Annotated in this window: 24 protein-coding genes and 1 pseudogene; 5 read left to right on the top strand and 20 right to left on the bottom strand. The window is 56.7% G+C overall.

Features of this window, described 5'->3' with window-relative positions:
• Positions 1-223 precede the first annotated feature (223 nt).
• Positions 224-481 (top strand): hypothetical protein, encoded by a 258-nt coding sequence (locus tag Q1J43_RS03510; RefSeq protein ID WP_301100962.1) that lies wholly within the window; start codon positions 224-226, stop codon positions 479-481.
• A 7-nt stretch (positions 482-488) separates the two neighbouring features.
• Here the strand turns inward: Q1J43_RS03510 and accD are convergent, their stop codons facing one another.
• The 20 genes and pseudogenes from accD to Q1J43_RS03410 all read right to left on the bottom strand — a co-directional run.
• The gene (gene accD / locus Q1J43_RS03505) at positions 489-1,361 is read right to left on the bottom strand and encodes an acetyl-CoA carboxylase, carboxyltransferase subunit beta (RefSeq protein ID WP_301100961.1); all 873 of its coding nucleotides are present in this window, start codon (positions 1,359-1,361) and stop codon (positions 489-491) included.
• Complete coding sequence (gene trpA / locus Q1J43_RS03500) at positions 1,358-2,191, bottom strand: tryptophan synthase subunit alpha (protein WP_301100960.1); 834 nt, start codon at positions 2,189-2,191, stop codon at positions 1,358-1,360. Before trpA ends, accD begins: the two co-directional genes overlap by 4 nt.
• A gap of 2 nt (positions 2,192-2,193) precedes the next feature.
• Complete coding sequence (gene trpB / locus Q1J43_RS03495) at positions 2,194-3,402, bottom strand: tryptophan synthase subunit beta (protein ID WP_301100963.1); 1,209 nt, start codon at positions 3,400-3,402, stop codon at positions 2,194-2,196.
• A 51-nt stretch (positions 3,403-3,453) separates the two neighbouring features.
• Positions 3,454-4,086, bottom strand: coding sequence for a phosphoribosylanthranilate isomerase (locus Q1J43_RS03490; RefSeq protein WP_301100959.1), 633 nt, complete (start codon positions 4,084-4,086; stop codon positions 3,454-3,456).
• 20 nt (positions 4,087-4,106) lie between these two features.
• Positions 4,107-4,898 (bottom strand): tRNA pseudouridine(38-40) synthase TruA, encoded by a 792-nt coding sequence (gene truA, locus Q1J43_RS03485; RefSeq protein WP_301100958.1) that lies wholly within the window; start codon positions 4,896-4,898, stop codon positions 4,107-4,109.
• A 9-nt stretch (positions 4,899-4,907) separates the two neighbouring features.
• Complete coding sequence (locus Q1J43_RS03480) at positions 4,908-5,510, bottom strand: CbiQ family ECF transporter T component (RefSeq protein ID WP_301100957.1); 603 nt, start codon at positions 5,508-5,510, stop codon at positions 4,908-4,910.
• Positions 5,511-5,589: 79 nt separating this feature from the next.
• Positions 5,590-8,667, bottom strand: a complete 3,078-nt coding sequence (locus tag Q1J43_RS03475) for a FimV/HubP family polar landmark protein (RefSeq protein WP_301100956.1) — start codon at positions 8,665-8,667, stop codon at positions 5,590-5,592.
• 161 nt (positions 8,668-8,828) lie between these two features.
• Positions 8,829-9,959 carry an aspartate-semialdehyde dehydrogenase gene (asd, locus tag Q1J43_RS03470; protein ID WP_301100955.1) on the bottom strand — a complete coding sequence of 377 codons (1,131 nt, stop codon included), beginning with the start codon at positions 9,957-9,959 and terminating at the stop codon, positions 8,829-8,831.
• Between the two features lie 33 nt (positions 9,960-9,992).
• On the bottom strand, positions 9,993-11,057 hold the full coding sequence (gene leuB, locus Q1J43_RS03465) for a 3-isopropylmalate dehydrogenase (RefSeq protein ID WP_301100954.1): 1,065 nt from the start codon (positions 11,055-11,057) through the stop codon (positions 9,993-9,995).
• Positions 11,058-11,067: 10 nt separating this feature from the next.
• Complete coding sequence (gene leuD / locus Q1J43_RS03460; RefSeq protein ID WP_301100953.1) at positions 11,068-11,706, bottom strand: 3-isopropylmalate dehydratase small subunit; 639 nt, start codon at positions 11,704-11,706, stop codon at positions 11,068-11,070.
• A 20-nt stretch (positions 11,707-11,726) separates the two neighbouring features.
• Positions 11,727-11,855, bottom strand: a complete 129-nt coding sequence (locus Q1J43_RS03455) for an entericidin A/B family lipoprotein (protein ID WP_301100952.1) — start codon at positions 11,853-11,855, stop codon at positions 11,727-11,729.
• Positions 11,856-11,865: 10 nt separating this feature from the next.
• Positions 11,866-13,272 (bottom strand): 3-isopropylmalate dehydratase large subunit, encoded by a 1,407-nt coding sequence (leuC, locus tag Q1J43_RS03450; protein ID WP_301100951.1) that lies wholly within the window; start codon positions 13,270-13,272, stop codon positions 11,866-11,868.
• A gap of 89 nt (positions 13,273-13,361) precedes the next feature.
• Positions 13,362-14,546 carry an MFS transporter gene (locus Q1J43_RS03445; RefSeq protein WP_301100950.1) on the bottom strand — a complete coding sequence of 395 codons (1,185 nt, stop codon included), beginning with the start codon at positions 14,544-14,546 and terminating at the stop codon, positions 13,362-13,364.
• A gap of 39 nt (positions 14,547-14,585) precedes the next feature.
• Positions 14,586-14,936, bottom strand: coding sequence for a DUF465 domain-containing protein (locus tag Q1J43_RS03440; protein WP_301100949.1), 351 nt, complete (start codon positions 14,934-14,936; stop codon positions 14,586-14,588).
• 19 nt (positions 14,937-14,955) lie between these two features.
• Positions 14,956-16,041 carry a chorismate synthase gene (gene aroC, locus Q1J43_RS03435; protein ID WP_301100948.1) on the bottom strand — a complete coding sequence of 362 codons (1,086 nt, stop codon included), beginning with the start codon at positions 16,039-16,041 and terminating at the stop codon, positions 14,956-14,958.
• A 110-nt stretch (positions 16,042-16,151) separates the two neighbouring features.
• Positions 16,152-17,564, bottom strand: coding sequence for a tRNA lysidine(34) synthetase TilS (gene tilS, locus Q1J43_RS03430; RefSeq protein WP_301100947.1), 1,413 nt, complete (start codon positions 17,562-17,564; stop codon positions 16,152-16,154).
• A complete protein-coding gene (locus Q1J43_RS03425; RefSeq protein WP_301100946.1) occupies positions 17,533-18,501 on the bottom strand; it encodes an acetyl-CoA carboxylase carboxyltransferase subunit alpha in 969 nt (322 codons plus the stop codon). The genes tilS and Q1J43_RS03425 overlap by 32 nt, the downstream gene beginning before the upstream one ends.
• 79 nt (positions 18,502-18,580) lie before the next feature.
• A complete protein-coding gene (locus Q1J43_RS03420; RefSeq protein ID WP_301100945.1) occupies positions 18,581-19,198 on the bottom strand; it encodes a DNA-3-methyladenine glycosylase in 618 nt (205 codons plus the stop codon).
• A gap of 37 nt (positions 19,199-19,235) precedes the next feature.
• On the bottom strand, positions 19,236-20,468 hold the full coding sequence (locus Q1J43_RS03415; protein WP_301100944.1) for a PLP-dependent aminotransferase family protein: 1,233 nt from the start codon (positions 20,466-20,468) through the stop codon (positions 19,236-19,238).
• 164 nt (positions 20,469-20,632) lie between these two features.
• Positions 20,633-20,731 (bottom strand): annotated as a pseudogene (locus tag Q1J43_RS03410) (IS200/IS605 family transposase); the annotation flags it as partial.
• Positions 20,732-20,954: 223 nt separating this feature from the next.
• On the opposite strand from Q1J43_RS03410, the gene Q1J43_RS03405 reads away from it, so the two are divergent.
• From Q1J43_RS03405 to Q1J43_RS03390, 4 genes are all read left to right on the top strand, one after another.
• Complete coding sequence (locus Q1J43_RS03405) at positions 20,955-22,535, top strand: FAD-binding oxidoreductase (protein ID WP_301100943.1); 1,581 nt, start codon at positions 20,955-20,957, stop codon at positions 22,533-22,535.
• Positions 22,536-22,579: 44 nt separating this feature from the next.
• Positions 22,580-22,813 (top strand): RNA-binding protein, encoded by a 234-nt coding sequence (locus tag Q1J43_RS03400; RefSeq protein WP_301100942.1) that lies wholly within the window; start codon positions 22,580-22,582, stop codon positions 22,811-22,813.
• Positions 22,813-23,991 (top strand): hypothetical protein, encoded by a 1,179-nt coding sequence (locus Q1J43_RS03395; protein ID WP_301100941.1) that lies wholly within the window; start codon positions 22,813-22,815, stop codon positions 23,989-23,991. The genes Q1J43_RS03400 and Q1J43_RS03395 overlap by 1 nt, the downstream gene beginning before the upstream one ends.
• Positions 23,992-24,094: 103 nt before the next feature.
• Positions 24,095-26,029 carry an LTA synthase family protein gene (locus Q1J43_RS03390; RefSeq protein WP_301100940.1) on the top strand — a complete coding sequence of 645 codons (1,935 nt, stop codon included), beginning with the start codon at positions 24,095-24,097 and terminating at the stop codon, positions 26,027-26,029.
• The last annotated feature ends 11 nt before the right edge of the window (positions 26,030-26,040 follow it).

Genomic DNA, 26,040 nt, shown 5'->3' with positions numbered 1-26,040 from the left:
GCAGCGCGTCGGGCAACATCCGGCCAGCCGTGCCAACGAACTTACGCCCCGAGTCTGGAAACAACTCTTCGCCGACAACCCGCTTCGCTCGCCTTTGCACAGTCTGCGCGCCTAGCCAATAACGCCCGATAGTTACCGGTTACCGGCCAGCGTCGCCGGCACGCTGCGCCTCACGGTCATTGCTACCGACCGCTATGGCCTGAGTGCCAGTAGCAGCTTTGGCTTGAGCGTCATCACGCTGTCCACCCCAAACAACAGCATTACCGTACAGTCAGGCCTTGCTGCAAACACCGGAACAGGGCTCGGCACACCGTTGCCGACGAACGCGACGTTCAAGGTCGATTGGCAGGGCAGCGCGCCGGTTCTAGGCAAGCCGGCCGATGAGGAGTGGCTGGTCGACTATCTTGGTGTGCGCCCGGCGGCCAAGAGTCTGGCGGAATTGACGGGGTTGGTGGTGAAGCTGGAGGGGGTGACGAGTTGAAAACGCTTCACGCCGCAGCCGGGAGTTTCTGCAGCATGGTCAGCAGTTGCGCCAGCTTGTCTTTCATTTCGCGACGGTCGACGATCATGTCGATGGCGCCCTTGTCGAGCAGGAACTCGGCACGCTGGAAACCCTCGGGCAAGGTCTGATGCACCGTCTGTTCGATGACACGCGGCCCGGCAAAACCGATCAGCGCGCCGGGCTCGGCGATCACCACGTCGCCGATGAAGGCGAAGGACGCCGAAACGCCGCCCATCGTCGGATCGGTGAGAATCGAAATGAAGGGTAGCCTGGCCTCGGAGAGCTTGGTCAGGACGGCGGAGGTCTTAGCCATCTGCATCAGCGAGAACAGTCCTTCCTGCATGCGCGCGCCGCCGGAAGCGGTGATGCAGATGAAGGGCAGGCTCTGCTCGACCGCAGCCTGCACGCCGCGCACGAAGCGCTCACCGAGCACCGACCCCATCGACCCGCCCATGAAGTCGAATTCAAAAACGGCAATGACCACCGGCAAGGTTTTCAGTGCGCCCTGGACAACCACCAGCGAGTCGGTTTCGCCGGTGCTTTCGGCAGCGTCGAGCAATCGCTCGGCATAGCGGCGACTGTCCTTGAACTTCAGCGAATCGACCGGCAGGACTTCGCTGCCGATTTCAAAGCGTCCATCAGGATCGAGCAGCAGTTCGATGCGCGCCCGCGCGTCGATGCGGTTATGGTGCCCACACTTGGGGCAGACATCGGCGTTTTTTTCCAGATCGGTCGCGTACAACACGGCCTCGCATGACGGGCACTTGCTCCACAACCCCTCGGGTAACGAGGACTTCCGTGCAACGCCGGTGTCATTGCGCTTGATCTTTGGCGGCAGGAGTTTGTTCAACCAGCTCACGGCCTTCCTCCAGCCAGAGAAGGCGCAGCGCTTGCATCGTCGATCCCGCATCGTAGTGTGGCGACCAGCGCGCGAACCCGAGCGCATACGCTGTCCTTGTCGGATTGTTCAATTTCCTCGATGATCCGGCTGCCGACGACGACGGCATCGGCGATTCTGGCCACCGATCCGGCCGTGACCGCATCGCGAATGCCGAAACCGACACCGACCGGAATACCCGTTTGGGCTTGAATCTCCGGGATGCGCGCGGCAACGGCGGCAACGTCAAGCTGGGCCGAACCGGTTACCCCCTTGAGCGAGACGTAATAGACGTAGCCGCTGGCCAGCGCCGCGACCTGCGAGATGCGTTCAGGCGTCGAAGTTGGCGCCAGAAGGAAGATCGGATCAAGGGCATTGGCACGCATCGCGCATGCAAACTCGATACTTTCTTCCGGCGGATAATCGACAACCAGGACGCCATCGACACCGGCAGCAAAGGCAGTCGTCGCAAAGTCATCGACGCCCATGGCCTCGATCGGATTGGCGTAGCCCATAAGGACCACCGGCGTCTGGTTATCGTCGGCCCGGAAATTGGCCACCATGGTCAGCACCTGGCGCAGGCTGACGCCTTTCTGCAAGGCGCGCTCGGAAGCGCGCTGGATGGTCGGTCCGTCGGCCATCGGGTCGGAAAACGGCACACCAAGTTCGATGATGTCGGCGCCGGCCTCGACCATCGTATGCATCAGGGTCACGGTCAGTGCCGGGTCGGGATCGCCAGCGGTGATGAACGGGATCAGCGCCTTGCGCCCCTGCGTCCGCAGGCGCTCGAATGTGGCTTGTATTTTTGACATGATTAGAGGGTGATTCCCGATTTTTCGGCGACGGTGTGCATATCCTTGTCACCGCGACCGGAGAGATTGACCAGCAGGATCTTATCTTTCGACAAGGTCGGCGCGAGTTTGGCGGCGTAGGCCATGGCATGGCTCGATTCGAGCGCCGGAATGATGCCTTCCAGTCGGCACAGGTTGTGAAACGCCTGCAGCGCCTCGGCATCGGTGATAGTGACGTATTCTGCACGTCCTGAATCCTTGAGCCAGGCGTGTTCCGGACCAACGCCTGGATAATCGAGACCGGCTGAAATCGAGTGCGTCTCGATGATCTGGCCATTCTCGTCCTGCAAAAGGTAGGTGCGGTTACCGTGCAGTACGCCGGGGCGACCAGCAGTCAACGACGCCGCATGACGACCGGTTTCTATGCCATCACCAGCAGCCTCGACGCCGATCAGACGCACATCATGGAGCGGAATGTAGGGATGGAAAATACCCATGGCATTCGAACCACCGCCTACGCAGGCAATCACGGCATCAGGCTGTCGCTCGCACTGAGCCTGCATCTGGACAATCGACTCCTGGCCGATTACTGACTGAAAGTCGCGAACCATCATCGGATAGGGATGCGGACCGGCGACCGTGCCGATGATGTAGAACGTGTTGCTAACGTTGGTGACCCAGTCGCGCATCGCTTCGTTGAGCGCGTCCTTGAGGGTTTTCGAACCGCTCTCGACCGCTACCACCGAAGCGCCGAGCAGTTTCATGCGGTAAACGTTGGCGGACTGCCGTTTGATGTCCTCGGAGCCCATGTAGACCACGCATTCCATGCCGTAACGCGCCGCCACAGTGGCGGTGGCAACGCCGTGTTGACCGGCACCGGTTTCGGCGATGACGCGCGGCTTGCCCATGCGTCGGGCCAGCATGGCCTGACCAATGCAGTTGTTGATTTTGTGCGCGCCGGTGTGATTCAGGTCTTCGCGCTTGAGGTAGATCTGTGCACCGCCGAGCAGGTCGGACCAGCGTTTGGCGTGATACAGCGGGCTCGGGCGACCGACGTAATGCTTCAGGTCGTACTCGAACTCGGCGATGAAGAGCGGATCACACCGGGCAAGCGCGTAAGCTTCTTTCAGTTCTTCAAGCGCGGGGATCAGCGTTTCGGCAACAAATGTGCCGCCATAGCGGCCAAAGTGACCACTGGTGTCAGGCAAGTCATAACGGGGGACAACCACGATTTCTCCTTGAGGCAGATGCAATGAAAAACGAACAGACGATCAAGATGCAGATCAATCGGTCGGCATCAACCCAGCCGCTCGCACGGCAGCAATAAAAGCACGAATCTTTTCAGCGTCCTTGATTCCCCTGCTCACCTCGACGCCCGACGAGACATCAACTGCCGCCGGCCGCACACGGCTTATCGCTTCCGCCACGTTGCCAGCATCCAGCCCGCCGGAAAGGATAATCGGCGTGCGCAACGCCGACGGTATCAGCGCCCAGTCAAAAATCTTACCGCCACCACCGAAGCCGTCAACAAAGGCATCCAGAAGAATCGCCTGCGCCGAAGGATAAGCCGCAGCGCATTGTACCAAATCCACCCCCGGCTTGACGCGCACCGCTTTTATGTAGGGGCGATCGAACTGCCTGCAATAGCGTTCATCCTCGTCGCCGTGGAATTGCAGCAGGTGGATGGGAAGTGCGGCCAGTGTTTCCTCAACCACTACCGGATCGGCATTAACGAAGAGGCCGACGATAGTGACCAGGGGCGGAACTGCGCGCGCCAATTCGGCGGCTTGCGGCAGATCGATAAACCGCGGGCTGGGTGGGTAGAAAACCAGGCCAATGGCGTCGGCACCGGCGTCCACAGCCGCATGCAAATCCTCGATCCGGGTCAGCCCGCAAATCTTGATGCGCGGTTTCATCGTTGACAAGTTCCTCTTGCTCAAAAGCCTAACGCGCCGGAAAAGAAGGAATCCTCGCTGACCGGCAACCGCCACTGCGATTCATACTTGACTCCCACCAAATACAGCCCGGCCGCAGAAAACGTCGGCGCAGCCAGACGGCGATCGCCCGCAGCCAGCAACTTCGCCATCCATTCGGGAGGATGTTTACCCTGCCCAATATAGACCAGACTGCCCACCAGGTTACGTACCATGTGCTGTAAAAAAGCACCAGCCTCGAAATCAAAAACAATCATTTCGCCGCAGCGTCGCACGCAAGCATAGCGCATCGTCTTGAGTGGTGATTTGGCCTGGCAATCCGCCGCCCGGAAGGCTGAAAAGTCATGCTCTCCGAGCAGCAATGCGGCCGCCTGCTGCATACGCCCGACCTCCAGTGGATGATGATACCAGCCGGCACGCCCATGCCAGACACCGGTACGCTGCAGCTGATTAAGCAACAGGTATCGATAGCAACGCCCGTAGGCAGAAAACCTCGCATGAAAATCGTCTCCGACCGGACGCGCCCAGCGTACTGAAACGGTGAGCGGAAGAAAGGTGTTGACGCCGCGCACCCAGGCACTCAGTGGACGTTCGACCAAGGTGTCGAAATGCACGACCTGACCCGTTGCGTGCACACCGGCGTCGGTTCGGCCGGCGCACACGACTTTGACCGGCGCCCCGGCGATCCGCTGCAAGGCGGCTTCCAGCACGTCTTGCACCGTAGGGGCCCCTGGCTGCTTCTGCCAGCCATGAAAGGCGCTTCCGTCATATTCCACACCGAGAGCAAATCGCATCCTGAACACTTACCTGAAACAACAAAAGGTCACCGCTGCAACGAGGAATACGCAGAGAAGATAATCGGACCGGCACAGCGACTGATGATTTATCTCAATCCGTTCACTCACGCCTGACACTGGAGCGTTGAGCAAGTCTCGCCAATCTCGAGGACGTGGCAGTGTTTCAACATAACGCAACACCAGCATGAGACGCACCACCCCCCGCTCCGAATCCAGCCCAAAATGTTGCAAGGGCTTGAGCAAGGTATGGGTGGCGGCCAGCAATTCGGGAAGTGGCATTGTTTCCAGAAAAGCAGCAACGGCAATCAGTACCAGCACCAAGCGCCCGAGATGGGTCAACGCTTCGCGCAAGCCTTCGTGGGTCGGCGCCGGGGCGCCGTGCCAGAGCGGCTCACCGGCAACACCCCAGGAAAAAATGATCAGCAGCGAGATCAGCAGCCAACGCGTCCGCCAAACAAGGCGCCAGCCACGCTTCAAAACATGCAATCCGCATAATGGCAGAGACAGAATGGCAGTGGCCAGCACTACGCCACTCATGCATTGCACGACGACGAGAAGCCATAACCAGACAAGTAGACGCGTCGTTGGATGAACAGTAAGGCGGGACATGGAGATGTCCAGTAGCACGAAATAAAAGGCCGCAGCCCGGGGAACGGAGCTGCGGCCAAGATCTTAGATTTGTAGCCGATTATTCGCCAATTTTGGCAAGAATAAGCTGTGCTTTTGTGCGTTGCGTAGCATCGCCCTCTTTCAGAACTTCTTGCAGAAGTTCGCGCGCACCCTCGAAGTCACCCATTTCCTCATAGGCTTTCGCCAGATCAAGTTTGGTCGTCACTTCTTCGCTGGCAACGACATCGGGATGCTGTGGGAGATCCTGCTCAACGACAACCCGCGGACTGATGAGAGTTTCTGCCTGCGCTATTTCAAAATTTGGATTGACTGCGGTCGACACCTGTATTCTTTCGAATGAACTATCCGGTGCAGGAAGGTCTTCAATCACGGGCGGCGGGGGCGGTGACGGAATGATGAGTTCAGGCTCTTTGAGGTCCAGATCGATTGAGGAGAGATCGAAGGACGACGGCTCAGGCAATGATTGTCCAAGAAAGGTCGACTCGGTCAGACTGACGTCAAACCGGACGCCAAGGTCGTCGTCTGACGCAGCAGCAAGTACGTCACTCGACATACTCCTTGTACCCACCTGAAATTCTGTTATCTCCTCCGAGCTTGGCTCGTTATCGATATCAAAATCAAGATCGGCAGGCTCATTCTTGGCTTCTACCTGAGGCGTTTCCGCTGTCGAAATATCTGGAAAATCAAAGTCAAGACCAACTGCCGGCACACTAGCAGTAATGTTTGAAACCAACGGGCTGTCGACCGCAAGATCAAAATCGAGAGCTGCCTCATCAACCACCGGTGCGGGCAGCTTAAGGGTGTCCGCCATCGTAGCCTTGGTACTGTCACTCTGGGACGTGGCCGAGGCTTTGTTGTCACCCCGTCCAAGGTCAAAATCAAGACTGGTCAGATCGGGTGCAGCGACGGGAACTGCAACGGGCTCACTGGTGCTCGCCACGCTGGCCGATTGTGACAATTCTCCTTGCGTGCTGACGGTTTGCTTCATCGCTTGGGGCGTAACAACCACGGTTGCATTTGCATCAAATGCCGCCGTGCCCGTTGGAACCGCTGGAGCCGCTGGAGCTTCTTGCGCAGACCCGCCAAACAGCGGATTGCCCGGTTCAAGCTTGAGGCCCATTGCGACTGCTTTTTCCCAGTCGGCGCCGACACCGCTGGTCTCGGTGTACAGATCGGTTGCCAGCGTCTCGAATTGCTGGAGATCCTTCCGGTTTGAATAAATCTCAAGCAACTTCAAATGAATGGCATAGCGCTTCGGATCTTTCTGCCGGGCTTCAACAAGGATTTCCTCGGCCTGGACATCGCGACCATAGGCCATGTAAACGTCGGCCTCAGCTACCGGATCAACCTCATCCGTATCGATACTGCCCGGTCCAGCCTGACTGAAATCGGTTTGTGCCGGCCCATGCGAGGTATCAACACTCTGCCCGCCTGTACTGCGGAAAATCGAGTTGGCCGTCAAGCCACTAAATTGCTGCGACAGGCTGCTGCCCAGCCCCAGGGGTGCCTCCCCCATGCGAGCACGCCGACGTCGAACCACGAAATAGGCGGCGATGATCGCCAGAATTCCGCCACCGCCGACCAGAAGAACCAGCGGGTTGTCGAGCAATCCGTCGACCAGACCAGGCTCCTCCGGGACAGGCATTAAAGGGGGCAACGGCTTGGCTTTCGGCGCTTCAACGGGCTTAACTGCTTCAACCGGCTTGGGCTCAACTTTCGGCTCGGGCTCGGGCTTAGGTTCGGGTTTGGCTTCCACAGCCTTGGCAACAGGCTCGGGTGGTTTCACCTCAACCGGCTTTTCCACGGGTTTCACGACAGCAGCCTCTACCACAGGCTCAGGCTTGGGAGGAGGCGCCACGATGACAGGTGCGGGTGGCGGAACTGGCGGTGCTGGGGGAGGCTTGACCTGCTCCACCGGCTTCTTCACTTCGGCCAGCGCGGCCTTTTCGGCAGCCTGCTTTTGCAATTCAGCAAGACTCTGATTTTTCAGCTCAACCAGTTTCTGCAAGTCAGCAACATTTTTCTCAAGAGTGACCAAGCGTTGTTTGGCCTCATTGAGCGCCTTCTCCTTGGCAATCTGGTCTTCTTCACTGCGCTTTGCTGCTGCAGCAGCCGATTTGCTAGCGGCCGTTTCCGTCGGTGAAACCTTCAGCTGATCCTTGGGCTCTGCAGCCGGAGTGGCCTTGTCATCGACTTTTGCCGTTATCTTGCCGCCAGACTCCTGCCTGGCTGTCGATTCCTTCACCGGGGTCTGTGCCGCAACACCCGCCAACTTGCTGCGGTAAGCATTCCAGTCGGATGACTGGGCAACAACAATTTTACTGGCATCCCCTGTGGAAACCGCTTCGACGGCTGCTTTCTCGGGCAGCGAAAGAATCTTGCCAGCCTTCAAGCGGTTCATATTACCACCGTCGAAAGCTTCCTGATTGGCGCGCAACAAACCCACCAACATTTGCTCCAGTGAGACGCCCTCCGGCTTGGTCTCGCTGGCAATTTTTCTCAGGGTATCGCCGCGTTTGACTTCACGAACATCCCGCCGCTCAGCCGGTTGTTGCACCGGTTGTTGCGTTGTTTCCTGCACCCGAACCTTGGCCATTGCCTTACTACGCAATTCGTCGTCAATCGGCGCCGGCATCCGCGTTACCGGTACCGGTGGCTTGCTGACCGAAAGCGCAGGCCTGACTATTGCCGGAGCAACGGGTGGAAAACCCTTGGCAGCGACTTCCGGCGGATCAAGCAGGAAGGTATATTCGCGAACCAAACGACCGGTCGGCCAGTTAAGTTCAAGCAGCATATCAACAAAGGGATCGTTGATCGGCTTGTCGGATGTCAGCCTGATGACGGATTGGCCGTTGGCACGCTTGTCCATGCTGAAGCGGATACTCAGCAAAGTCGTCGCGTAATCCAGACCCGCCTGTTTGAATGCATCCGGGGACGCGAGCTGCGCCTTCATGTCGGAGAGCTCTTCGCGCGTTGCGGAGAGTTCTATCTCGGCGCGCAGGGGTTGCCCCAGCGCCGAAAGCACGGCAATTTTACCCAGACCCGCAGCGTGCGCTGCCAGCGGAATTCCTGAAAGCACAAGACAGGATGCAACCGCCATTACGGAGGTACGCAATCCAAGATGTTTTGGTGTCATATCTGTTTTATTGGCCACGGCGCCACCCTGAGCGTCGAAATCGGAATTATTAAAATAACATCATGGGGTTAGCCATGCAAGCTAAACTTGCTTATGATGTGGAAAATAAAAGAAATAAAAAAACCAGCGTGCATACTCCGGTTTTCTTCCAAACAAATCAATCAGTTGTCAAGCAACAGGCGTAGCATCCGGCGCAGCGGTTCGGCAGCGCCCCACAACAACTGATCGCCAACGGTAAAAGCGCCAAGATACTCCGAACCCATTGCCAGCTTGTGCAGACGGCCAACAGGTACGTTCAGCGTACCCGTCACAACGGCGGGCGTCAGTTCGCGCTCGCTGATTTCGCGCTCGTTCGGCACCACCTTGACCCATTGATTGCCCTTGGCAATGATCTCGGACACCTCATCAAGCGGCACATCCTTCTTGAGCTTGATGGTCAAACCTTGCGCGTGGCAACGCATGGCACCGACACGCACACAAAGACCGTCGATGGGAATGCTGCCAGGCGTGCGGAACGGTGGGCGACCAAGTATCTTGTTGCACTCGGCACCACCCTTCCACTCTTCCCTGGACTGCCCCCCGTCAACCGGAACGTCTATCCAGGGAATCAGACTGCCGGCCAGCGCCGTATTGCGGAAATTTTTAGTCGGAAAGCTGGCCGCACGCATTGTTTCGGCAACCTTGCGATCAATGTCAAGAATGGCCGAGGCCGGATCGGCCAGATCAGATTTGACAGCGTCATGCAACGCACCCATCTGTGCAAGCAATTCACGCATATTTTGCGCACCGGCGCCAGAAGCGGCCTGATAGGTCATTGCCGAAACCCATTCAACAAGATCGCTCTGCAACAAACCACCCAGCCCCATGAGCATGAGGGAAACCGTGCAATTGCCGCCGATCCAGTTCTTTCCGCCTTTGCCCAGCGCCGCCTGAATAACGTTGAGGTTGACCGGATCAAGAATGATTACGGCATCCTTTTCCATGCGCAATGTTGAAGCCGCATCAATCCAGTGACCGTGCCAGCCGGTCTCACGTAGCTTCGGGAAAACCGCCTTGGTGTAATCGCCGCCCTGACAGGTGATGATGACGTCCATTTGCTTGAGCACATCAATCGACGTGGCGTCGTGCAAGACGCCGCCGTCCTTGCCACCCAGCGTCGGCGCCTGGCCACCAATCGCCGACGTCGAGAAATACACGGGATCGACGTAATCAAAATCGCCCTCTTCCACCATGCGTTGCATGAGCACCGAACCGACCATGCCACGCCAACCAACCAGCCCAACCTTCTTCATTTCAATTGCCCCAAAAAATCATCCAAATATGCATTACAAAGCCGCCAGAACGGCGTCACCCATTTCCTTGGTACCGACCCGCTTGGTGCCTGGCTCGTAGATGTCGCCAGTACGGTAGCCCTGGACCAGTACTTTCTTGACCGCGCCTTCGATACGCAACGCCACGTCTTCCATGGCAAAGGTATAGCGCATCATCATAGCCACCGACAGAATCGTAGCCAGTGGATTGGCTATGCCCTTGCCCGCGATATCAGGCGCCGAGCCGTGGCAGGGTTCGTACATTCCCTTGTTGTTTTCGTCAAGCGAAGCCGAGGGCAGCATGCCGATCGAACCGGTAAGCATTGAGGCTTCGTCCGACAGAATGTCGCCAAACATATTGCCAGTGACCATCACGTCGAACTGTTTCGGGTTGCGTACCAGTTGCATGGCGGCATTGTCCACCAGCAGGTGCGAGAGCTCGACATCCGGGTACTCAGACGCCAGTTCACTCATCACATCACGCCAGAGCTGTGTCGTTTCAAGGACGTTCATCTTGTCGACCGAGCACAGCTTCCTGCTGCGCTTGCGCGCCGCTTCAAAGGCAACGCGACCGATGCGGCGAATCTCGCTCTCGCTGTAGTGCATGGTATTGAAGCCGACACGCTGATTGATGCCATCCACTTCGCGCATCTCGATCCCGCGTGGCTGGCCAAAATAGATGTCGCCAGTCAGTTCGCGAACAATCAGGATGTCGAGACCGGCAACCACTTCGGCCTTGAGCGTTGAGGCATTGGCAAGCTCCGGATAAAGAATGGCTGGCCGCAGATTGGCAAACAGGCCGAGCTGCTTGCGGATGCCGAGCAGGCCGCGCTCCGGACGCTGCTCACGTGGCAGCACGTCCCACCTCGGGCCGCCCACCGCACCGAGCAGTACGGCATCGGCCGCCTGTGCCAGCTTCTGGGTCGCTTCCGGATACGGGCTGCCCGTGGCATCAACCGCACAACCACCAAGCAGCGCATTTTCCAACTCGAACCTCAGGTCAAGAGCCTTCAACACGCGCACAGCCTCGGCCATGATTTCCAGACCTATGCCGTCACCCGGCAAGACACAAATCTTCATAGCCATCCTCTTAGGCAAACAACCAGGGCTGCTCAGCGCGCCGCTGTTCCTCAAACGCATGGATCTTCTCGGCATGGCGCAGGGTCAAGCCGATATCGTCCCAGCCATTGATCAGGCACTCCTTGCGGAAGGCATCAACGGCAAAAGACAGCGACTTACCGTCTGGACGCACGACCACCTGCTTCTCCAGATCGATGATCAGTGTGTACCCCGGCGCCGCCAAAGCTTGTGCAAACAGCACATCGATCTCCTCAGCCGTCAGAACGATCGGCAGAATGCCGTTCTTGAAGCAGTTGTTGAAAAAGATGTCGGCATAGCTTTCGGCAAGAATCGCCTTGAAACCAAAATCAAGCAAAGCCCAGGGCGCATGCTCACGCGAACTTCCGCAGCCAAAGTTCTTGCGTGTCAGCAGAATCTGCGCGCCCTGATAGCGCGACTGATTGAGCAGGAAGTCTGGATTACGTGGACGCTTCGTGCAATCCTCGCCAGGCTGGCCAATATCCATGTAGCGCCACTCATCGAACAGGTTCGGCCCGAAACCCGAACGCTTGATCGATTTTAAAAACTGTTTCGGAATGATCGCATCGGTATCGACGTTGGCTCGATCAAGCGGTGCTACCAGCCCTTCCAGGCGAACAAACTTATCCATAGTTTCCCTTGCAAGTTGCCTTACTTGGCAACCCTTTCGATGGCCTGACCACCCTTTTCAATATCCTTGCCCACACCATGAACGGTATTGCAGGCGGACAGCGACGATGCAGAAATAATGACAAAAAGTACGAAAGCGAATTTATTCACGTTTATCTCCTCAAAGTAAGTCACGAACATCGGAAAAATGCCCAGCAATCGCAGCGGCGGCAGCCATTTCCGGGCTGACGAGATGGGTCCGCCCACCGGCACCCTGCCTACCCTCAAAATTCCGGTTTGACGTCGAGGCGCAGCGCTCCCCCGCTTCAAGACGGTCGGCGTTCATCGCCAGGCACATCGAACACCCTGCCTCACGCCACTCAAAACCGGCAGCCCGGAAAATTTTGTCCAACCCCTCATACTCAGCCTGTCGCTTGACCAGACCTGAACCCGGAACCACCAGCGCCAGTTTGACAGCGGACGATACTTTGCGGCCTGCGACCACCTTGGCCGCAGCGCGCAGATCCTCGATACGCGAGTTGGTGCACGAACCGATGAATACCTTGTCGATAGCAATCGCCGTGATCGGCGTATTGGCCTCAAGCCCCATGTAATGCAGGGCACGCTCCATTCCCTCACGGCGCGCTTGGTCTTTTTCGCTGGCCGGATCGGGCACCTTGTCACCAATGGCCACGACCATCTCAGGAGAGGTCCCCCAGGTCACCTGCGGCTGGATATCCTCGGCGCGCATGTCGAACACACAATCGAAGGTGGCGCCTTCGTCGCTGTGCAGCGTACGCCAGTAAGCCACTGCGGCATCCCACTGCTCGGCCTCGGGTGCGAAAGGACGGCCCTTCAAGTAATCGATCGTCGAGTCATCGACGGCGATGAAGCCCATGCGCGCACCGGCTTCAATGGCCATATTGCACAGCGTCATGCGCGCCTCCATCGACAGGGCGCGAACCGTGCTGCCGCCAAACTCGATGGCATAACCCGTACCACCGGCCGTGCCGATGCGACCAATAATCGCCAGCGCGACATCCTTTGCCGTCACGCCCTTGCCGAGCTTGCCCTCAACACGACAGAGCATGGTCTTCGATTTCTTCTGCAGCAGACATTGCGTCGCCAGCACATGCTCAACCTCGGAAGTGCCAATGCCCAGCGCCATACAGCCAAAAGCGCCGTGCGTGCTGGTGTGCGAATCGCCGCAGACGACGGTCATACCGGGCAACGTCACGCCGTTTTCCGGACCGATCACATGAATGACCCCTTGCCGCAAATCCTTGAACGGAAAGTAGGCCAAGGCGCCGACTTCGCGGATATTGGCATCAAGCGTTTCAACCTGCAGACGCGACACCGGATCCTCGATGCCGCGTTCCCAGAAATTAGTCGGCGTATTGTGGTCGGCCGTAGCAACGATGGAACTGGCGCGCCAAGGTTTGCGGCCTGAGAGTTTCAATCCTTCAAAGGCCTGCGGACTGGTCACTTCGTGCACCAGGTGGCGGTCGACATAAATCAGCGCAGTTCCATCGGCCTCTTCATGCACCACATGACTCTGCCACAGTTTGTCGTATAAGTTTTGGAGCATAGGTCGGCTATCCGAAAAAGTCTGGCTGAGCGACGGATTATCTCACGGCTGGCCTTGACTGTCAGCATGCACCAGAGAAGAAGGCAGGGTTAATGTTCAGTGTTCACAACGCACGAAACCCGCGTTTCGCCGACGTCCTTTTCCCGAACCCACGCCGCCACCAGGATCAACCCGAGCAGCGAATAAAGCGAACCCAGGGCAAAGGTCAATTCACCACCGAGATGATCCCAGGCCCAGCCGCTGATCAAACCACCGGCCAAGCCACCGGCACCGAACGACAGGCTGGAATACAGCGCCTGCCCGCGCGCACGGGTCCGCCCCGGAAACCAGCGATTGATTGCTGAAATTGCCGTTGAGTGAAAGGCGCCGAAAGTCAGTCCGTGCATAAGCTGCGTCAGCACCATCACGGCCAGCGTGTCCACGCCCCAGCCGATCATCACAAAACGCACGACAGCCACCGTAAAACTCGTCAGCAGGATAGTGCGCAGACTGAAGCGCCGCATCGCGCGCGACATGAAAAAGAATACGGCAATTTCGGCCAGAACACCGAGGGAGAACAAGGCGCCAACCATCGATTTTCTGTACCCGTGATCGGCCAGAAAGATCGGGTAAAAAATGTTCAAAGCCCCGTGCGCCGCCGCCATGGCAAAGGACGCGGCAAGCAGGGCACGGACCCGCGGCTGACGCAGAATTTCACCAACCGGCGGATGCTCTTCGGCGGGTAGGTGAAGCATCGTCTCGGGCATCAGCATTGAACAAAGCACAATGCCAACGAGCGTAACGATACTGACCCAGAGCAGGCTAATCAGGGGCAGATGATCGAGCAAGGCGCCGGCACCCATCACGGCAACGATAAACCCGACTGATCCCCAAAGCCTGACCCGACTGTAACGCGCCAAATTTTCCCGAAGATGATCGAAAGTCAAGGTCTCGACCAACGGCAATGCGGCGGCCCAGAAGAAGGAAAAAACCGTCATGGCCATCAGCAGTCCGTCAAAACGGCTAATGAAAAAGAAAGCTGAAAAGACAATCAGAGCCACCAGGCCGGTCATGCGGACAATCAGCAGCCGTTGCCCGAGCCGGTCAGCGAGCATCCCCCAGAGATACGGCGCAAACAGGCGCATCAACTGCATCTGCGACATCAGCAGTCCGATATCCCAGGCGGAAAAGGAAAGCGACTGAAGGTAAAGACCGAAGTAGGGGGAAAAAACGCCGATAAAGGCGAAATACGCGAAGTAGTAGGCGGACAGCCGCCAGTAGGGGAAGCGATGCATCCGGCGATTTTACCGGATGCATCGCGCGCAACGAGTAAATCAGTTGCTGTTCTTGTGTGCGACCAGCAGTTTGTACATCTTGTCCTTGAGCCTCACACGCACTTTCTTCATTTCCTCGATTGTAAAATCGTCCACCGGCACGTCTTCTTCTTCCAGACGTTCAACCTGACTGGTAAGGTTGTGATACTCGTCGAACATTTGGCTGAAACTGCTATCCGAGGTTCGCAATACTTGCATGACATCCAGAAATTCGGGGAACTCGCGGTGAAGCTCGTGATGGTCTACCTGCATGATCGTACCCTCTCTCTGATCCTGGCCAACCCACTGCACGGCCAGCGTGGTTACAAAATGACAGTCCTGATGACCTGTCAGGATGATGTAGCACCTCACTACAAAACTGTTTAACGCCTCAGATGCGCGGGGTAAGACAAAGCACGTCACTGCACTGCGCCCGCTGACGCAAGGCATGATCAATCAGAACCAGCGCCAGCATGGCTTCGGCAATCGGCGTTGCCCGGATGCCAACACAAGGGTCATGACGACCATGAGTCTCGACCACGACCGCTGCGCCGGTCAAATCAACCGAGCGGCGCGCCAGACGAATGCTCGACGTTGGTTTGATCGCCATGTGCACCAAAATGTCCTGCCCGGTGGAAATACCGCCGAGCACGCCGCCAGCGTTGTTCGACAGAAACCCCTGCGGTGTCATCTCGTCACCATGTTCGCTGCCCTTCTGCTCGATACTGGCAAAACCGGCGCCGATCTCGACCCCCTTCACGGCGTTGATTCCCATCATGGCATAAGCAATTTCGGCGTCAAGCCGGTCATAGACCGGCTCGCCCCAACCTGGGGGTACACCACTGGCCAGCACACTGATTTTTGCGCCCACCGAATCACCTGACTTGCGCAGCACATCCATGTAGGCCTCGAGTTGCGGAAGCAGTGCGGCGTTCGGCGCAAAGAACGGGTTTTTAGCAATCTCCCCGGCATCAACAAAGGGAATCTCGATCGGTCCGAGTTGGCTCATCCAGCCCTGAATCGTGACGCCGTAACGCGCTTTCAGCCATTTCCTGGCAATCGCACCGGCAGCCACGCGCACCGCCGTTTCACGCGCCGAAGAGCGGCCGCCGCCGCGATAGTCGCGAAAGCCGTACTTCTGTGTGTACGTGTAATCGGCATGGCCGGGACGAAACGTCTGAGCAATCTTGCCGTAGTCGCGACTACGCTGATCTTCATTGCGAATGAGCAGGCCAATCGGCGTGCCGGTCGTTTTCCCCTCAAAAACACCGGACAGGATTTCGACCGTATCGGATTCGCGGCGTTGCGTCACATGGCGCGAGGTGCCCGGTTTACGGCGGTCAAGTTCATTTTGAATGTCGGCTTCGCAGATATCAAGCCCTGGTGGGCAACCATCGACGATGCAGCCAATGGCCGGGCCATGCGACTCGCCGAATGAAGTTACCGTGAACAGAGTGCCAAAGGTGTTGCCGGACATGGTTTTCTCGGGAGCGATAAAGTGAGCGGAAAGTCTACCATAGCCCCACTGGCCGATGCCTTACTGATCGCCACGACCATCAAACCGAAACTCCCTACTCGACCAGTCCGCTAGCATAAAGACGCGGAGGGATAGCCCGGCTCCCAGACCGGCACAATACCCGCCTCGCCCGGTGCGCACGCGAACGCGGCTTCGACACCGAGTCCGCCGACCCAGGCCAGACGCCCACCGATCCACAGAAAAGGCAATCGCGTCCGCTCCCACGGCGGTATTGCCGCCTCCTGAAACAGCTTGCGCAAGCTTCTGCGCGGCCGCCTTGCATCGGGCTGCAAATGCTCCCCGCCCTGCCTGGGCCGGACAACGACCTCGCCATCAACGAACAGACTGCGGCGGATACCCGAACCCGTGCCCGACACAAAGCGCAGCCGCCCGCCCGCCCAGGGCAACTCAGATTCGCCAGCCCAGGGGCGGGCTGTGCCGGGTGCGTCCGGACCATGCCCGAGGATATGCAGTTCGCCGCGATAGACGTGGAGCACGCCATCGACGGTCGCCACGCAGGTTTCTGAAAACGAATCGGCCGTAGCCAGTTGGCGCAGCGCCTCATTGATCCAGCGCGTATCGGGTGCACGAAAACCTGCGGCAAGCCAGGCAAAACGCAAGAGGTTTCGCGCGCGGGGGGGGCTAAGCGCGTTGAAAGCAGCGAGGCCGATGCGCCCTGCCGGCGTCGCCAGCGCAGCGCAATCAATGGCCGCCAGATCGTCGAGCAGCAGGGCGCCTTCGGCAAAGTGGCCGGCGCAACGCGCCAGCGACTTTTGCGCTCCGGAGAATTTCTCTTCCAGTCGTGGCATCACTTCTCGGCGAAGAAAATTGCGCCGAAAGTGCGTATCGTCGTTGCTCTCGTCATCAATCCAGCGCAGTCCCTGTGCAACGGCGTAGTCCTCAATAAGTGCCCGCGGCACCTCAAGCAGTGGCCGCACCAGGATCGGCCCATGGCCCTGCGGACGTTCGGCAAGCATCCCGGCCGCACCGGCCATGCCGGCGCCACGCAGCAGGTTGAGCAGAACCGTTTCTGCCTGGTCGTCGCGATGATGCGCCAGCGCCAGCCAGTCCGCCGCGCAGTCGGCAAACACGGCATGGCGCAAGCGACGGGCGGCAGATTCAAGCCCCTCGCCACTGGCGCGCGGCACGTCAACGCGAACAATAGAGAGCGGCACTGTGCAGCACTGACAGAACTCGGCACAGAACCCGGCCCAGACATCGGCGTCTGGACTGATGCCGTGATGAACATGGAGGGCGGAAAGCGTGAACGCACTGCCTGTGGATAACCGCAGGCAACTGAGTGCATGCAGGAGCACAACCGAGTCGCGGCCGCCGGAAAGGCCGACGCACAGCCGCGAACGCCCTGGATTTGCTGCCAGCTGCGCTGCAATAAATGCTGAAAGAATGGTGGCGAGCGAATCTGTAGCACTCGCTTCGCCCACTGCGCAGCGGTCAGCGCAGCACTTGCTCTTTAGTGCGGCCATAGGCCATCAGACGTGCGAAGCGGGCATCAAGCAGTTCGCTGGTTGACAGGGCGCTCAACTGTTTCAGGCTTTCCTGAAGCGCCTTCTTGAGATTTAGCCCCATCGCCGCGTAATCGCGATGCGCGCCACCGAGCGGTTCATTGACGATCTTGTCGATCAATCCAAGCGTTTTCAGACGGGAGGCGGTGATGCCCATGATTTCAGCCGCTTCGCTGGCCTTCTCGGCGCTCTTCCAGAGAATCGAGGCGCAGCCTTCGGGAGAAATCACCGAGTAGGTCGAGTATTGCAACATCTGCACCACATCACCGACACCGATCGCCAGCGCGCCGCCGGACCCTCCTTCACCAATCACCGTGACGATAATCGGCACCTTCAATTCGGTCATCACATAAAGATTGCGCCCGATGGCCTCGGACTGTCCGCGCTCTTCAGCATCGATACCGGGATAAGCGCCCGGCGTGTCGATGAAAGTCATTATCGGCAGAGCGAATTTCTCAGCCAGACGCATCAGACGCAGTGCCTTGCGGTAGCCCTCCGGGCGCGGCATGCCGAAGTTTCGGTACAGCTTCTCCTTGGTGTCATCACCCTTCTGGTGACCAATAACCATCACCGACTGGCCATTGAACCGGGCCAGTCCGCCAACAATCGCGTGATCGTCGGCAAATACCCGATCGCCATGCAGTTCTTCAAAATCGGTAAAAACGAGGTTGAGATAATCGAGAGTGTGAGGACGCTGGGGATGACGCGCAACCTGTGAGATTTGCCATGGGGAAAGCTTGGCGTAGACGTCCTTGGTCAGGATCTGGCCCTTTTTTTCAAGGCGGGCAATCTCTTCGGAAATGTCGACAGCCGAATCATCCTGCGCAAAACGTAGGGTTTCGATCTTGCCTTCAAGGTCAGCAATTTGCTGTTCAAAGTCGAGGAAACTGATTTTCATCAAGCTCAGGCCGGTTCTGGAACGGCGCTCATTTTAACCCAACGCCGGCCCAAAAAGACGATGCGCATAAACGTAGAGATCAGTATTCGACCGGCACCGGATCAAGGCTGCGCCAGAGATACCAGGTAGCCACCGAGCGCCACGGCCGCCAGCGCTCACCGTACCTGGCCAGAATTTCTCTGGGCGGGCGCGTGCCCTCAAAATAGTGCAGGGCAACGGCCTTCTGCAGACCGATGTCATCAAGCGGGAAAACGTCGGGACGCAACTGGTTGAAGATCAGGAACATTTCTGCAGTCCACACGCCGATGCCGCGCACTGCCGTCAGTTCGGCAGTGATTTCCGCATCACTCATTGATGACCAGCAGTTCAGATGAATCTGCCCGCCGCTAAAGTGGCGAGCCAGGTCGCCCAGATACTCGACCTTACGTGCTGAGAGGCCGCAACTACGCAGGGTGTCGTCTGCGCTGGCCAGTACCACGGCCGGAGCCATTACCGGCAAGGCCGCGCAAAGGCGCGACCAAACGCTATCGGCGGCTTTCACCGAGATTTGCTGACCAACGATGGAGCGCGCCAGCGTGACGAATGGGTCGCCGCGTGATACCAGCGATACCCCTGAATAACGTTTGATCAGGCCGGCCATCACCGGATCGTCCTGCGCCAGTTCGGCAGACGCTTGTTGCCAGTAATCTGGGATCATGACGCCATTGTAAAATCAATCTGAGAGCAAACCGCATCTACAGCCTGGCGCGAATTACTCCGGCCAGGCGCTCGACACCCTCTTCGATTCGCGGTGGCGGCACGGTGACAAAGGCCAACCGAAGCGACTCGATAACCGGGTTGGCGGCATAGAAAGGAGCCCCCGGAACAAAGGCCACATTCAACTCAACGGCGCGGTTCAGGATGACCGATGCATCCATTCCACGAGGCAGTTCAGCCCACAGGAACATGCCGCCACGCGGCGTGTTCCAGCGCACGCCTTCGGGCATGTGATGGGCCAGTGCTGCCAGCATGGCGTTGCACTGCTCACGGTAGAGCTTGCGAATCGTCGGAATATGCGTATCGAGAAAACCGTCCTTGATCACGTCATGGACCGCCATTTGCGAAAGTGTTGCGGTGTGCAGATCGGTCGCCTGCTTGGCCTGGACCAGCTTGCTGCGCAGGGCCAGAGGCGCAATCACATAGCCCAGGCGCAGGCCCGGCGCCAGCACTTTCGAAAAGGAGCCCATATAGACCGTCCGTTCCGGCGCCAGCGAACGAATCGATGGAGGCGTTTCGCCATCATAGGAAAGTGCACCGTAAGGGTCATCTTCCAAAATTAGCACATCGAGTTCACGCGCACGCTCGGCCAGGCGATAGCGACGTGCTTCAGACAATAGACGCCCGGTCGGATTCTGGAAATTCGGCAGACAGTAAAGGAATTTTGCTCCGCGCATGGAATCAGTCAGCGCATCGGGCAGCAGACCATCCTCATCGGAGGCAATCGAGACGAACTTCGGCGAGAACAACGAAAAAGCCTGCAGGGCGCCCAGGTAAGTCGGGGTTTCGACGAGAACGGTGTCGCCCGGATCGAGCAGTGCCTTAGCCAGCAGATCCAGACCCTGCTGGGAGCCGGAAACCATCAGCACTTCATCGGGCGAAACCGGCGCCTGCAGCGTGCTGACACGCGCCGCAATCCACTCGCGCAGCGGCGCATAGCCTTCCGTAGTGCTGTACTGCAGTGCCTCCCGTCCGTTTGCGGCAAGTACCCGGTCGATGGAGGCACGCAGTTCCTCAACAGGAAAGGTCGCTGGCGCCGGCAGTCCGCCAGCAAAGGAAATCACTTCGGGACGTTCGGTGACCTTGAGAATTTCTCGAATGGCCGAACTCTGAATCGCTCGCGCTCTTTCTGAAAACAGGCGGTTGAAATCAGGAGCGGGGATTTGAGCTGCAGGGGCTATATTCAGGAGTTGAGCGGCGGTGTTGGTCATGGTCATCAATCACTGGAAATCGATCTAGCGCCGGGATTGCTGCTCCCAGCCTGGCTCACCAGTCTACGCTTTTTTGGTCGCTGACAAAATATGACGCGTAAAAATTCCAAGTTGCATAGTCAACAAAACGCCTACCCTTTGACTGGATTCGAACACAGGACAGGAATGGCTCCAAAAATAAGCTTCTTTCGCCTCTTCGGTATAAAAACTATGTGATATTTGCAATCCCATTTCGTATGACAAAGACTCTGGTACTCTCTCATCTGATTCTCCTAACTTTTGATCGAGTCAGAAGAATCAGGCCGACCGTAGCGCTCGGTCAAACCTAGGGAGTCCCCCGGCAAAGCCGGGAGATTACCTCATTTATTCATGTGCTACAGAACCGGACAGTTCTAAAAACCCGCGACAGCCGCTTGCAACGTCGGGAACAACTCGATAGGATTAGTCGCATCGGTCCAATTGCAGTCACCGTCGAGGTAGGTAAAGTTGAACACTCCATTTGCAAAAAACGACACGGAAATCCAAGTCGGTCAGCTAAAAGACTTTCTCGGCGAAACTATTGCGCTCCTGGGCATAGAACATGTGCTCACCGATCAGCTTCGCATTGTGGAGAAAACCAAAAACAGCCTTTCTTACTCAAAAACTGTTCCAGCAATCATTTACCCCCAGAACAGCCAGGAGGTGAGCACCATAGTCAGCTTGGCTTCTGAGCATGGCATCAAGCTTTATGCGATCAGTCGGGGACGAAACATCGGGTATGGTGAGATAAGCCCTCCCGGTGACGGACAAGTCGTCGTCAGCTTGGAGAGAATGAGCAGGATTCATGAGTTCGACCCACAGGCTGGCGAGGTCACCTTGGAGCCCGGAGTTTCGCAAGAACAGCTGTGTAAATTTTTATTCGATCAAGGCGATCGTTGGATCGCTGATGTTACCGGGGCCCCACCCGATTCCAGCATAGTTGGCAACGCGCTCGATGGAGGTTTTGGGCATACTGCGCTGGGAAACCACAGAGAACACATTCTCGAGGCCGAGGCCGTTCTTGGCAACGGAAATACCCTGCGTACGGGAAGGTTTCCGGGATTGGGACCCAACCTGGCACCTTTGCTCATCCAGTCCAATTTTGGCATCGTCACCTCCCTTCGCATTCCTTTGTTGCGCAAGCCAGAAACAATCGTCACCTTCCTCATTCATTTCAAAAGTAAAGAAAGCTTTATATCTGCGATACCCTTAATCCAGGAACTAAGGCAGCTCGGTGTGATGCAAAATCTTTTGCATGTCGCGAATGCGACACGAATATTTATGTCGACCCATCGTTTCCCCCCCCATTTATCGAGGGAGGTTGTACTCTCTGATGCTGATTGCCAGACGATGATGAAATTTTCTCTGATCAAATCACCACTTTGGGCCGGGGTCGGTGCTCTTTATGGCACCAAGGTGCAAGTCAATGAGTCCATTCGGATTTTAAAATCACGTCTTAAGGGAATCGGAAAAATACAGACTTTCTCTGACCGAAAATTCAAGCTAATGAGAGGGGTTGCCAAATTCGTGCTTTGGAGATCGCCCAAAACACTCAGAGAAATGATTGGACGAATTGACTCGCTTGAGTCTGTTCACCGTCTTTGCCAGGGAATTCCCACCGAGCGCCCCCTCGAACATATTCACTGGAAGGTAGGAAAAAAGTCCGATCTGGGTCTTATTTGGATTGGACCAGTCATCAAAGCAGATGAAAAATCAGCTTTGCAGCTAATTCAGATTCTGAAGCCGATTTTTGCAGAATTCAAATTTGAAATGCCGATAACCATGACTTTCATTGACCATGCTCACCTTGTCTGCATTTTAAATATTTGCTTCGACAAATCGTCCGCCGAAGAAGCTGAAAGAGCCCATCGGGCTTACAAAGCGATCGATTTGACGTTGTCCGCCAATAATGTTGAAAGGTATCGCAAAGGAATTCTTTTTCAACAATCGGGTATTCCAGAGGGCCGGCTGGAAACGATCAGGCGCTTAAAATTAGCCCTGGATCCGGAAGGAATCATCGCGCCAGGTCGGTATGGTATTTGTTCTTAATCACGCCGATCATCCCCGTCAACACGCCGCAGCTAAGGAGGATTATGAAAACAGTTTTCATTGGAGCTCTCCCTTTTCGGGCCACTGAAGAATTCATTCACGACCTGATCCAACCCTATCGTCCCGATGGCCCCATCGAGATCTTTGCGGACTGGAGTTATCCTACTTTCGAGCCCTATGCACTAGTTAGTCTCGACGATGCCGAGCGGGCTGTGGACGAATTGGATGGACGAAAATTCGGCGCAACACATTTGCGCGTACATTTAAGGGGCGAATAATGGCTAAGGTTGATCAACAAATCGTAAAAGAAATTCGATCTTTTGACTTTGTTGCACAAAGCATATGGCCTTTTATCCGCTGGATATTTCGAGGAATGATCGCCCCACGCTGTACCCAATGCGTGATCTCTTCCCGCGTTCCCTATGTCACGCTGACCAATGGCGTTTGCAATCTGTGCACGGATTACAACAAAAGCCTGAACGAAGAGGAGCAGGCGTGGCGAGAAAAGTATGTTGCCCACCAAGTGAAAGAATTGGACGAGCTCCTTAAGAACTACCAGGGCAAAGGCCGCGGTCGTTATGATGCCATCGTCTTGTTCAGTGGCGGCCGCGACAGTATTTTCATGTTGAATCGCCTACGCCGCGACTATCCTGGACTCAGACTATTGCTGATGACCTGGGACAACGGTTTTTACAGTGCAGTATCCCTCGATCGTTCTCTTGAAGTCGCACAAAAACTGGACATCGACCACATCCGTTTCAAACCAAGTTCGACGGTTTATAAAACCCTTTACCGCTATACCTTGCGTAACGTCGGTCAAAAAGGGAGTTATCAAACCGTTGACCGCCTTGACGGCACGCTGAACCAGTTTTTGGGGTTCTACTACGGCTACTTGATGGATATTCCTCTGGTTCTGGCCGGTGTGGATTTCGCACAAGAGCAGATTATGCAATTTCATACCTATTATGAAATGCCATTTGAGGATATGTGCTCGCGCACTCTGCTAGATCGCATGGAAAGACGGTCGGGATTCAAGATTAAAGATATTTTCTCCGAAGAAGATCAAAAGTTGTTTTGGGACGGAACTGGAAAAGAACGTGGCAAAATCCCCCGCTACATTCTACCGCTGGTCGCCTGGAGGCCAGACAAAGGCTCCGTTGAAGTTGACCGCGAGATCGGGCACCTTCTCCCCAAGAAAGACTCTTCACCGATTATTACCAATAATCAAGTGCTCGCGGTTATGACGGCTATTGATATAAAAACCATCGGTTACTGCAGCTTTGAGCCCGAATTTTCAGAAATGATCCGCTTCCGAGAAAACGATCCGGTCTACTGGCGGAATATCTTCGAACTTGTTGAACTCGCCGTAAAAAGAAGGTTTCTTCTTGAAACCATCATTGTCAAGGTTCTCAGAAAATTGGGGTTGACGCCCCAGGAGGTCCGACTCGGGGAATGATTTCACTTGGAAGGGGTAACTACTCGGAAACGTGACACAAATAATGCTGGAGCTGGCGCGTTTCGAGTAGCATTCACCCTTTTTAGCACTGGCCAACCCCCCGATGATCTTTTCCCGGATTTTCCGCCAGCGCTACGCCGTTGCCGCGTACTTGGCGCTGGCGCTGTGTCTCGTTTCATTTCTGACCCGGATCGTCCTATCCATGCGACCGGATGTCTCAGGTGGTGGGCAGGAGTTGGCCCTGTCATTTTTGATCGGCAGCACCTACGACCTGGTCACCGCGCCCTTTATGCTCGCCCCATTGATGCTGTTTCTGGCCCTATTGCCGAACCGGGTCGCGTGCTGGCGCTTGCCCCGGCTGCTGATCAGCCTGGGAATTCCCGTATCGGTTTTTCTGCTGCTGTTCACGGCAGTTGCCGAGTGGATTTTCTGGGATGAATTCGCCAGCCGTTTCAATTTTATCGCCGTCGACTATCTGGTCTATACGCACGAAGTCATTGGCAATATCTGGCAGAGTTACCCGGTAGGGAAAATTCTGATTGGGTTGGCGCTGGTCTCGCTGCTCGTGTCTTGGCCGTTGATCCGTCGTTGCTGGACATCATCTGCTCTACCCCTGAGCTGGACGGGCCGATTAACCGGGATTCTGCTGGCCATCGCGCTGCCCATTGCGCTTTTTTACGGCGTCTCATCGACCGCCAAAAACCGTTTTTCCAACGATTCGCTGAACGAACTTGCCGGCAACGGCTTCTACGAATTTGCCGCAGCGGCACGTAATAACGAAATGGATTACATGCGCCTCTATGCCTCCCTGCCAGAGCAAGAAGCGTTCGCCATCATGCGCGAAAAACAATCGCAAACAGCCGACTCCTGGCGTTCGCCTGACCTTGAAGACAGGCAGTATGCCATTCGTGCCAAAGGCGCCGAAAAGCATCTGAACGTCATACTGATCAGCGTTGAAAGTCTCGGCGCCGAATTCATCGGCGCCTGGGGCGACCCGCACGGCCTGACCCCGCGAATCGACCAGCTCACCCGTGAAAGCCTGGCCTTCGGCAAGGTCTATGCCACCGGCAACCGGACGGTACGCGGCCTTGAGGCGCTGACCCTGGCCATCCCGCCAACACCCGGACAATCCATCGTCAAGCGTCCGAACAACGCCCAGCTCTTCTCGCTCGGCAACATCTTCGAAAATAAAGGTTACGACACGGCCTACATTTACGGCGGCTACGGCTACTTCGACAATATGGAGGAGTTTTTCAGCAACAACGATTACCGTGTCATCGATCGCAAGGTGATCGCGAAGGAAAAGATTCATTACGAAAACATCTGGGGGGTCGCCGACGAAGACCTGTTCGATCAGGTCATTGCGGAGATCGATGCCTCGTTGCAGAAATCGAACGGCAAGAAGCCGGTTTTTGCACACGTGATGACCACCAGCAATCACCGCCCCTATACCTACCCTGACGGGAGAATAAACATTCCTTCAGGCACTGGCCGCGAGGGCGCAGTCAAATACACCGACTGGGCGATCGGCCACTTCATCGACGAAGCAAAAAAGAAACCTTGGTTTGCCGACACGCTTTTTGTCATCACCGCCGACCATGGCGCCAGTGCCCGCGGTACCGGAGAAATCCCGATCGATAAATACCAGATCCCCGTCCTCTTTTACGCGCCGGCGCACATCAAGCCGCAATGGATTGATCGCCTGATGTCGCAAATCGACATCTCGCCGACGCTGCTCGGGCAACTGAATTTCAGTTATGACAGCAAATTCTTCGGGCAGGATATCTTCCGTCTGCCACGAGGCGCGGAGCGCGCCTTCGTGGCCAATTATCAGTCGCTAGGCTACCTGCGCGACGGTCGGCTGGTCATGCTTTACCCACGGCGCAAAGTGCAAATCTCCGGCAATAAACACGCCGGCTCACCACGTACTGATCATCCGCTCGATGAAAAAGCGCTGCAACGCGAGGCCGTCGCCTGGTATGAAGCTGCCTCACTGGCCTTTGGCCGCGGCAAGTATCTGGGTGAGAAAAAGAAGTAAGGCTCAGTCCC

This window comes from Propionivibrio sp. (assembly GCF_029255185.1).
Taxonomy (GTDB): Bacteria; Pseudomonadota; Gammaproteobacteria; order Burkholderiales; family Rhodocyclaceae; genus Propionivibrio.
This window is presented reverse-complemented; position numbering and strand designations above follow the sequence as displayed.